Annotated in this window: 7 protein-coding genes; 2 read left to right on the top strand and 5 right to left on the bottom strand. The window is 72.1% G+C overall.

Annotation, left to right across the window (positions count from 1 at the left end; translation table 11 throughout):
- From gltB to ilvB, 5 genes are all read right to left on the bottom strand, one after another.
- The coding region (gene gltB, locus VF202_08280) for a glutamate synthase large subunit (protein HEX7040092.1) at positions 1-3,879 on the bottom strand (3,879 nt) is incomplete at its 3' end.
- 291 nt (positions 3,880-4,170) lie between these two features.
- Positions 4,171-5,739 carry a 2-isopropylmalate synthase gene (locus VF202_08275; GenBank protein ID HEX7040091.1) on the bottom strand — a complete coding sequence of 523 codons (1,569 nt, stop codon included), beginning with the start codon at positions 5,737-5,739 and terminating at the stop codon, positions 4,171-4,173.
- On the bottom strand, positions 5,736-6,767 hold the full coding sequence (ilvC, locus tag VF202_08270; GenBank protein HEX7040090.1) for a ketol-acid reductoisomerase: 1,032 nt from the start codon (positions 6,765-6,767) through the stop codon (positions 5,736-5,738). The genes VF202_08275 and ilvC overlap by 4 nt, the downstream gene beginning before the upstream one ends.
- A gap of 133 nt (positions 6,768-6,900) precedes the next feature.
- Complete coding sequence (gene ilvN, locus VF202_08265) at positions 6,901-7,416, bottom strand: acetolactate synthase small subunit (protein HEX7040089.1); 516 nt, start codon at positions 7,414-7,416, stop codon at positions 6,901-6,903.
- Positions 7,417-7,450: 34 nt separating this feature from the next.
- Positions 7,451-9,157, bottom strand: a complete 1,707-nt coding sequence (gene ilvB / locus VF202_08260; GenBank protein ID HEX7040088.1) for a biosynthetic-type acetolactate synthase large subunit — start codon at positions 9,155-9,157, stop codon at positions 7,451-7,453.
- Positions 9,158-9,444: 287 nt separating this feature from the next.
- Between ilvB and VF202_08255 the strand changes: the two genes are divergently transcribed.
- Together VF202_08255 and VF202_08250 are read left to right on the top strand one after the other, a co-directional pair.
- A complete protein-coding gene (locus VF202_08255) occupies positions 9,445-9,720 on the top strand; it encodes a stage V sporulation protein S (protein HEX7040087.1) in 276 nt (91 codons plus the stop codon).
- Positions 9,721-9,773: 53 nt separating this feature from the next.
- On the top strand, positions 9,774-10,115 hold a 342-nt coding region (locus VF202_08250), incomplete at its 3' end, for a transcription antitermination factor NusB (protein HEX7040086.1).

Raw genomic sequence — 10,115 nt, 5'->3', positions numbered from 1 at the left:
GGGCAGGCCCGCGCCCCGATACTTCTTCGTCAGCTCGTAGCCGAGCATGGTGCCGACGGTGCGGTTGGTGTTGCGGATCTCGAGCGCTGCACTTACCCGCTCGCTCCCCGCGCTCTCGAGCGCGGGCTGGGCCAGCGGCACGAGCTGCGTGACGTCGAGCGACTTCTCCAGCCCGTGGTCCTGACCGGTGGTGCGTCGCCGCGCGGCGCCCTCGGGCAGCGCGGGCACGTGCAGGATCGGCGTCAGGTCGAGCCCGGCGGCCTTCCAGTGGTCGACGGCCCTGGAGACGTCGAGCATCTCCGCGTGGCCGATCGCCTCGTCGAGGGTGCGGAACCCGAGCTCGGCGAGGTACTCCCGCACCTCCTCGGCGATGTACTCGAAGAAGTTGACCACGAACTCCGGCTTGCCGGTGTAGCGCTCGCGGAGGACGGGGTTCTGGGTCGCCACGCCGACCGGGCAGGTGTCGAGGTGGCAGACGCGCATCATGATGCAGCCCGACACCACCAGCGGGGCCGTGGCGAAACCGAACTCCTCGGCGCCGAGCAGGGCGGCCACCACGACGTCGCGGCCGGTCTTGAGCTGCCCGTCGGTCTGCACCACGATCCGTTCCCGCAGACCGTTGAGCAGCAGCGTCTGCTGGGTCTCGGCGAGGCCGAGCTCCCACGGACCGCCGGCGTGCTTCAGCGACGTCAGCGGCGAGGCGCCGGTGCCACCGTCGTGGCCCGAGATCAGCACAACGTCGGCGTGCGCCTTCGAGACACCCGCCGCGACCGTGCCGACCCCGACCTCGGCGACCAGCTTCACGTGGATCCGGGCTGATGGGTTGGAGTTCTTGAGGTCGTGGATCAGCTGAGCCAGGTCCTCGATCGAGTAGATGTCGTGGTGCGGCGGCGGGCTGATGAGCGTCACGCCCGGCACGGCGTGGCGGATCGCGGCGATCTCCTCCGAGACCTTGTAGCCGGGGATCTGGCCGCCCTCGCCGGGCTTCGAGCCCTGCGCCATCTTGATCTCGAGCTCGCGGGCGCTGACCAGGTAGTGCGGCGTGACGCCGAAACGCCCGGAGGCCACCTGCTTGATCGCGCTGTTCGCGTGGTCGCCGGCGCGCGGGTGCCAGGTGGGCGAGTGGCTGCGCTCGGGCATGTCGCGCTCGTACGGCCCGAAGCGGACAGGGTCCTCGCCGCCCTCGCCCGAGTTGCTGCGCCCGCCCAGGCGGTTCATCGCGATCGCCAGCGCCTCGTGCGCCTCGCGCGACACCGAGCCGTGGCTCATCGCCTGCGTCGTGAAGCGCTTGACGAGCTCGGCGATCGGCTCGACCTCGTCGAGGGGGACCGGCGGACCGGCGGGGGTCACCTCGAGGAGGTCGCGCACCGTCGCGGGGCGGCGGCCGTCCACGGCCGACAGGTACTCGGCGAACGCCTCCTGCGAGCCCGTCCTCACGGCCTTGTGCAGCGGCTTGAAGACGTCGGGGTTGAGGGCGTGGTACTCGCCGGCCTTCCTGAAGCGGTAGACGCCGCGGTCGGTGAGGCGCTCGGGGGCCTCGGGGTACGCCGCGGCGTGGAACGCCAGCGCGTCGCGCGCCAGCACGCCGAGGTCGACGCCGCCGGCGAGCCCCGGCGTGCCGTAGAAGTAGCGCTCGACGACGTCGGCGGAGAGGCCCACCTGCTCGAACACCTGGGCGCCGCGGTAGGCGGCCAGCGTGCTGATGCCGATCTTCGACATCGTCTTCAAGAGGCCCTTCTCGACCGCTGACACGTAGTGCGCCACGGCCTCGTCTGGGTCGACGGGGTCCCACCCCTTCCCGCCCTTGGCGACGTCGCGCACGGTCTGGAGCGCCAGGTAGGGGTGCACGAGCGCGGCGCCGAAGCCGATGAGGCAGGCGTAGTGGTGGTCCTCGCGCGGCTCGCCCGTGTCGCAGACGATCGCCGCCCGCGTGCGCCGGCCGACGAGGAGCAGGCGGTGGTGGACCGCGCCCACCGCCAGGAGCATCGGCACCGGCGCGCGGTCCGGACCGAAGCCCCTGTCGGAGAGGATCAGCACGGCGACGCCGGAGGCCACCTCGTCCTGGGCCCTGTCGGCGAGCTCCTCGAGCGCCCTGGCCAGGCCCTCCTCGCCCGCTGCCACCGGGAACGTGCAGTCGAGCACCGCGGTGCCGAGGACGGTCTGCGACCGCAGCGCCGCGAGGGTCGCGGCGTCGATGACGGGTCCGGGGAAGCGCATGACCCGCGCGGCCTCCGGCTCCTCGTCGAGGACGCTGGCGCGCGGTCCCAGGACCGTGGCCAGCGACATGACGACGCTCTCGCGCAGCGGGTCCATGGGCGGGTTCGTGACCTGAGCGAAGCGCTGCTTGAAGTAGCCGTAGGTGAGCTGCGGCAGGGCCGAGAGCGCCGCCAGGGGCGTGTCGTCGCCCATCGAGCCGAGCGGCGTCTCGCCGCGGACGGCCATGGGCTCGAAGATCCTGTCGTACTCCTCGGCGTGGTAGCCGAAGACCTGCTGCGCGCGGCGCAGGTCGACGCCGTCCCCCGCGGCGACGTCCTCCTCCGCCGGCTCGAGGCCCACCTGGTAGCGCTCGACCCAGGTGCCGTAGGGGCGCCTGCCGGCGTAGCGCGCCTTGAGCTCGTCGTCGCGCAGCAGCCGGCCCTCGAGGGTGTCCACGGCGATCATGCGCCCGGGGCCGAGGCGCCCGCGCTCGACGACGCGGTCGTCCTCCGCCGGCAGCACGCCGGCCTCGGAGGCCACGACGAGCAGGTCGTCGGCCGTCAGCCAGTAGCGCTGCGGGCGCAGGCCGTTGCGGTCGAGGGCCGCCACGGCGTAGCGCCCGTCGGTGACGGCCAGGGCGGCGGGACCGTCCCACGGCTCCATGAGGGTGGCGTGGTAGTCGTAGAAGCCGCGCAGGTCGGCGCTCACCTCGGCGTCGTTCTCGTAGGCCTGCGGCAGCAGCATCATCAGCGCGTGCGGCAGGTCGCGGCCGGAGCGGGTGAGGAGCTCGAGGGCGTTGTCGAGGGCCCCCGAGTCGGAGGCCCCGTCGTCGATCACGGGCACCAGGTCCTTGACCTCGTCGCCCCACACGCGACCCGTCAGCCTGGGCTCGCGGGCGCGCATGAAGTTGACGTTGCCCTGGAGCGTGTTGATCTCGCCGTTGTGGGCGAGCAGGCGGAACGGCTGCGCCAGCGACCAGCGCGGCACCGTGTTCGTGCTGTAGCGCTGGTGGAAGACGCATATCGCGGTCTCGTAGTCGGGGTCGGCCAGGTCGAGGTAGAAGCGCTCGAGCTGGCTGGCGGCCATCAGGCCCTTGTAGGCGATCGTGCGGCTGGAGAGCGAGCAGACGTACGCCCGCCCCAGGCCGGCGTCCCTGAGGCGCCTCTCGATCCGCTTCCTGGTGAGGTAGAGGGTCCTCTCGAACGCCTCCTCGCCCTGCCAGCGCGGCCTGCGCAGCAGCACCTGCCTGATGTGGGGCAGCCGCGCCCTGGCCTGCTCGCCGAGGGCCTCGGGGTCGGTGGGCGGCGTGCGCCACGCCAGCGTCTCCAGCGGGCTGCGCGCCAGCTCGTCCTTCACGAGCGCGAACACGCGGGCGGCCGGCGCGTCGTTGGCGACGAAGAAGACGCCTACGGCGAGGTCGCGGTCCCGCTCCAGGCCCACGCCGCGCGCCTCCAGCTCGCGGCGGAACAGCCTGTGGGGCACCTGCGTGAGCACGCCGGCGCCGTCGCCGGTCTTGCCGTCGGCGCTGACGGCGCCGCGGTGCGCGAGGTTCTCCAGCGCGGTGAGCCCGTGGGCCAGGACGTCGTGCGAGGCCCGGCCGCCGACGTGGGCGACGAAGCCGACGCCGCAGGCGTCGCGCTCACCGGGCCAACTCAGCTTCGTGAAGTCTGACCACACGGGCACGTAACCTCCCTGACGAGATGGGAAGCCTCGGCGCCCGCTGGTCGCTGCTCCTCTGGCTGGCAGGCCGACCCGGACGGCGCTACGGTGACGCGGCAGTCGGCGTCTGCAAGGCGGACGCTCGTCGCGGCGCGCTGGGTGGGTCGCGCGGTACCCGGCCGAACGTTGGCGGGAACTGTAATGGCGCGGGCGCGGGCGTGTCAAGCGCGGCGCCCGCCTCCGGGCGCGGGCCCCGCCGACGGACAGGGGGCGTCGGCCTCCCCAGCGCTGCCATGGCGGCGCCGAGGCGCGGCCTCAGTCCCCGGCCGCGACGCCGGCCGCCTCCTCCCCGGCCCTCCGGCCGGCGGTCAGCCTCACCTGGCCGGCCGCCAGCTTGTTGAGCACGTCCACGTAGGCCTTCGCCGAGGCCTCGACGACGTCGGTCGAGAGACCGCGGCCCTGCACCAGCCGCGAGTCTTGGCGCACGCGTATCGTCACCTCCCCGAGGGCGTCCTTGCCCGAGCCCACGCTCCTGAGGTCGTAGGAGTCGAGCTCGAGGCTCAGCCCCGTGATCGCCTCGATCGCGTGGTAGACGGCGTCGACGGGACCGTCGCCGGTGCCGGCCAGCGTCACGGGGCCGGTGTCCGTCTCCAGCGTCACCGTCGCGACGGGCGTCATGTTCGTGCCGGACTGGAACTGCACGCTCCGCAGCACGTAGGCCTCGGCGACGCGCCCGGCCTCGTCGTCCATGAGCGCCCTGATGTCCTCGTTCGTCACCCTGCTCTTGCGGTCGCAGAGGTCCTTGAACCGGGCGAACACGGCGTCGAGCCGCTGGTCGGGCACGTTGGCGTAGCCGAGGTCGGCGAGCGTCTTGCGGAACGCGCGCCTGCCCGAGTGCTTGCCCATGACGAGCACGCCGGCGTCGCGTCCGACCAGCTCGGCGTTCATGATCTCGTAGGTGGCGCGGTGCTTGATCACGCCGTCCTGGTGGATGCCGGCCTCGTGCGAGAAGGCGTTCTCCCCTACCACGGCCTTGTTCGGGGGCACGAGCATGCCGGTGTGCCGCTCGACGAGCTTGCTGACGCGGTAGATCTCTCGCGTGTTGATGCCGATGCTCGCCCCGTAGTGGTCCGCGCGCGTGTAGAGCGCCATCGCGGCCTCCTCGAGGGAGGTGTTGCCGGCGCGCTCGCCGATGCCGTTGATCGTCGCCTCCACCTGCGTCGCGCCCGCCTCCACGCCGGCGAGGGAGTTCGCGACGGCCAGGCCGAGGTCGTCGTGGCAGTGGGTGCTGATGCGCACGTCCCTGGCCTCGGGCACGTTCTCGAAGATCGACCTGATGAGGCCCCCGTACTCCTGCGGCGTCCCGTAGCCGGTGGTGTCGGGGACGTTGACGGTCGTCGCCCCGGCGGCGATGGCCGTGCGCACGAGCGCGTAGACGAACTCGGGGTCGGCGCGCATGCAGTCCTGGGCGCTGAACTCGACCTCGTCGACGAAGCCGCGCGCGTAGCGGACCATCCTGTCCGAGAGCTCGAGGACCTCCTCCCGCGTCTTGCGCAGCATGTGCTCGAGGTGCACGTCGCTGGCCGAGGTGAAGATGTGGATCATCGGGCGCCTGGCGACCTCCACGGCCTGCGCGGCCCTGTCGATGTCCGCCGTGTGCGTGCGGGCCAGGGCGCAGACGATGGGTCCCTCGACCTCCGCGGCGATCGCGCGCACGCACTCGTAGTCGCCCTGGCTCGTGATGGGGAAGCCGGCCTCGATCACGTCGACCCCGAGGCGGGCGAGCGCGTGAGCGATCTCGAGCTTCTGCGCGGTGTTCAGCGCCACGCCCGGGCTCTGCTCGCCGTCCCTCAGGGTCGTGTCGAAGAACCGGACGTAGCTCACGCCGGTACCTCCTTGGGGCCCTCCTCGGCCTCCTCCTGGCGTCCGATGAAGGGCATCATCCCGCGGAGCTCGGCGCCGACCTGGGCGATCTGCGACTCGGCCGAGTTGCGGCGGCCCGTCCGGAGGACGACCTGCCCGGCCTCGTTGTCGAGCAGGAACTCGCGCGCGAACGCGCCGGAGCGGATGTTCGCCAGCACCTCGCGCATCCGCTCCCTGACGCCCTCGTCGATGACCTTGCGGCCGGTCACGTAGTCGCCGTACTCGGCCGTGTTCGAGATCGAGTGGCGCATCTTCTCGAAGCCGCCCTCGTAGATGAGGTCGACGATCAGCTTCATCTCGTGCACGCACTCGAAGTAGGCCAGCTCGGGCTGGTACCCGGCGGCGACGAGCGTCTCGAAGCCGGCCTGCATCAGCGCCGTGAGGCCGCCGCACAGCACCGCCTGCTCGCCGAACAGGTCGGTCTCGGTCTCCTCCTTGAACGTCGTCTCCACCACGCCGCCCCGCGTGCCGCCGATCGCCTTGGCGTAGGCCAGCGCCCGGCGCTTGACGTCGCCGGTGGCGTCCTGGTGGACGGCCAGGAGGCAAGGCACGCCGCCGCCCTCGCGGAACGTGCGGCGCACGAGGTGGCCGGGTCCCTTGGGGGCGACCATGAAGCAGTCGACCGCCTTGGGCGGCGCGATCTGGTGGAAGTGGATGTTGAAGCCGTGCGCGAAGGCCAGCGCGTTCCCCGGCTCGAGGTGCGGCTCGATCTGCTCGCGGTAGACGCGTCCCTGCACCTCGTCGGGCAGCAGGACCATGACGATGTCCCCGGCCGCGGCCGCCGCGGCGACCTCCATGACCCGCAGTCCCGCGGCCTCCGCGGCGGCCCACGAGTTCGAGCCGCGCCTGAGGCCGACGACGACGTCGCAGCCCGAGTCGCGGGCGTTGAGCGCGTGGGCGTGTCCCTGCGAGCCGTAGCCGATGACGGCGATCGTCTGTCCCTGCAGGTCGTCGATGTCGGCGTCGGCGTCGTAGTAGATCTTCGCCATCTGGTTCACTCTCCTCCTCGCCTCCCGCGGAGGCGGTTCGCGTCGTTCCCGGGCGGCGGTGCGCCCTGCCTTCGTCCCTGCGCCGGCGTGCCCCGGCGCGGCGGCCGCTCTGTCGCGGTCCGCGCGGCTCGCCTCATGCGGCCCTGGCGCGCCCCCTCTCCTGCTCGGTGCGCTCCAGGGCGACCATGCCGGTCCGCACGAGCTCGAGGATCCCGAACGGCCTCATCTGGCCGATGAACGCCTGCACCTTGCCCTCGTCGCCGGTGACCTCGAAGGTCAGCGCCTGCCTGGCGACGTCGACGATGCGGGCCCTGAAGTCCTGGGCGATCTGCCTGAGCTCGACGCGGTCGTCGGGCGAGCGCACGGCGACCTTGATGAGCATCAGCTCGCGGCTCACGTACGCCGAGCCGGAGTGGTCGACGACCGTGAGCACGTCGATGAGCTTCTGGAGCTGCTTCGTGACCTGCTCGACGGTCGCGTCCTCGCCCGTGACGACGAAGGTCGTGCGCGAGAGGCCGGGCCGCTCGGTCTGGGCGACCGAGAGGGACTCGATGTTGTAGCCGCGGCGCGCGAACAGGCCAGCGATGCGCAGGAGCACCCCGGGCTGGTCGCGCACCGTCACGGAGAGGACGTGGCGCGAGACGGTCACGGGCGCGCCCCCTCGAGAGCCCGCGTCCGCGCCCTCACGCCGGCACCTCCTCGCGCGGCTCGGCGGCCGCCGGCTCCGGCTCCTGGTCGCCGATGATCATCTCGTCCACGCCGGCGCCCGCCGGGACCATCGGCCACACCTTCTCGGCCTCGTAGACGAGGAAGTTCAGCAGCACGGGCTCGCCCTTGGCCAGGGCGGCGGGGATCACGCGCCTGGCGTGCTCGCGGTCGAAGACGTTGTGACCCTCGATGCCGTAGGCCTCGGCGAGCTTCGCGAAGTCGGGGTTCGAGTCGGCGAGGTAGACCTCCGAGTAGCGCTGGGCGTGGAACAGCTCCTGCCACTGCCTGACCATCCCCAGCATCCCGTTGTTGAGGATCGCGATGACGACCGGCAGGCGGTGCTTGGCCAGCGTGGCGAGCTCCTGCACGTTCATCTGGATGCTGCCGTCGCCGGCGACGCACACGACCTGCTCGCCCGGTCGGGCGAAGGCGGCGCCGATCGCGGCGGGCAGGCCGAAGCCCATCGTGCCGAGGCCGCCGGAGGTGATGAAGCTGCGCGGCTTGGTGGTCGGGAAGAGGCGCGCCGCGAACATCTGGTGCTGGCCGACCTCGGTGGTGACGATGCAGCCGCCGCCGGCGGCCTCGCGGAGCATCTCGAGGACCTCCTGCGAGACCAGCGGGCTGTCGGCCTTGTAGCGCTCGGGGTACTTGTCCTTCCAGGCCGCGAGCTGCTCCCGCCACGGGCCGATCTCCAGGCGGGGCAGCAACGCCCGCAGGCGGGGCAGCACGTCGCGGAGGTCGCCGACGACGGGCACGTGGGCCTTGACGAGCTTCGAGATCTCGGCGGGGTCGATGTCGATGTGCACGACGGTCGCGTTCGGTGCGAAGCGGCTGACCTTGCCGGTGACGCGGTCGTCGAACCGCAGGCCGGCGCCGAGGATCAGGTCGCAGTGGGTGATGGCTCGGTTCGCGGTGACCGTGCCGTGCATGCCCGGCATGCCCAGGGACTCGTCGCGCCCCGGCGGGTAGGCGCCGATGCCCATCAGCGTGGTGATCACGGGTATGCCGGTGTGCGCGACGAAGTCGGCGACCTCGTCCGGCGCGGCCTGGCCGCCGCCGCCGACGATCATCACGGGACGCTGCGCCTTGGCGATGGCCTCCGCCGCCCTCTCGATCTGGCGGGCGTTCCCCACGCAGGTGGGCCGGTACCCGGGCAGGTCGATCTCGGCGTCGAGCGGGCCGTCGCACTCGGCCAGCTGCACGTCCTTCGGCACGTCCACGAGGACGGGGCCCGGGCGGCCCGTGGACGCGATGTGGAACGCCTCCGTGAGCACGCGCGGCAGGTCCGCGACGTCCTTGACCAGGTAGTTGTGCTTCGTGACCGGCCCGGTGATGCCGTAGACGTCGGCCTCCTGGAAGGCGTCGGTGCCGATGAGCCCGCGTACGACGTTGCCGGTGATCGCCACGACGGCCGAGGAGTCCATGTGCGCCGTCGCCAGGCCCGTGACCAGGTTCGTCGCTCCGGGTCCGGAGGTGGCGAAGCAGACGCCCACGCGGCCGGAGGCCCTGTAGTAGGCGTCCGCCATGTGGGTGCCGGCCTGCTCGTGCCTGACCAGCACGTGCTTGACGCCCGAGTCGTAGAGGGCGTCGTAGATCGGCATGATCGCGCCCCCCGGATGCCCGAACACGACCTCCACGCCGTGCCGCTCGAGCATCTTCATCACTACCTCTGCACCCTTCACCCACACCTCCCGCGACCACCAAAGGAAACCCCGCCGCTCGGTGAGGGAGCGGCGGGGCACGAGCAGCCGATAGACCGACCTAGACGGTCAGCAGGCGCGACCCCCCTGGCCTAGTAGCAGGCCCGAGCACGGACCGTTGCCCAGCGACAGCCTGGTCATTGCGGGGGAGTATATGCAGACCTCGTGAAAGTGTCAACAAGCGGCCGCGTCGCCGTGACCGGCGCGGTTGCGCGGTGACCGGCGATGATGCACACTGTGGCACGCGGTCTCAGGCGGGGAGGTAGGCCATCGAAATCCTTCGTGTGTCTGGTTCGTCACGGCCGAACTCGGTTGCGGGAGCCATCGCCGCCCTGCTACGTAACGAGGGTGAGGTGGAGGTGCAGGCCATAGGTCCTCACGCCGTCAACCAGGCGGTGAAGGCCATCGCCATCGCACGCTCGTACATCCAGGCCGACGGGCTCGGGCTGGTCACGGTGCCGTCGTTCGTGAAGCTCGAGCTGCACGACGAGGAGCGCACCGCCGTCCGGTTCGCCGTGGAGTCTTACAAGGAACCGCGCGAGTGACGGCGGCGCCTTCAGGCGCCGCGCACGAGCCACCCCCGGCGAGCGCCCGCTCCGTGGCGCTCGCCGTCGTCGTGCGCTGCCTGGAGGGCGCCTACCTGTCGCGGGCGCTCTCGCGGGCGGTCGACGCGGCCCGCCTGGGCGGCCAGGACCGCTCGCTCGCCGCCGACCTCGCCTACGGGACCGTGCGGCGGCTCCTCGCGATCGACGCGAGGCTGGCCCCCTTCCTCGCCGACGCCTCCCGCCTGCCGGCCGAGGTGTCGGCGGCGCTGCGGCTCGGCGCCTACGAGCTGCTGTGGCGGGGGACTCCCCCCTACGCCGCCGTCAGCGCCTGGGTCGAGGTCGTGAAGGGCGTGAGCGGGCGGCACGCCGGCCTCGTCAACGCCGTGCTGCGACGG

The organism is Trueperaceae bacterium (genome assembly GCA_036381035.1).
Classification (GTDB): Bacteria; Deinococcota; Deinococci; order Deinococcales; family Trueperaceae; genus DASRWD01.
This window is presented reverse-complemented; position numbering and strand designations above follow the sequence as displayed.

What these genes read in the sequence shown, in the direction of transcription:
- ilvC (HEX7040090.1), bottom strand. Translation starts at nt 6,767, where the DNA reads ATGGCGAAGATCTACTACGACGCCGACGCCGACATCGACGACCTGCAG.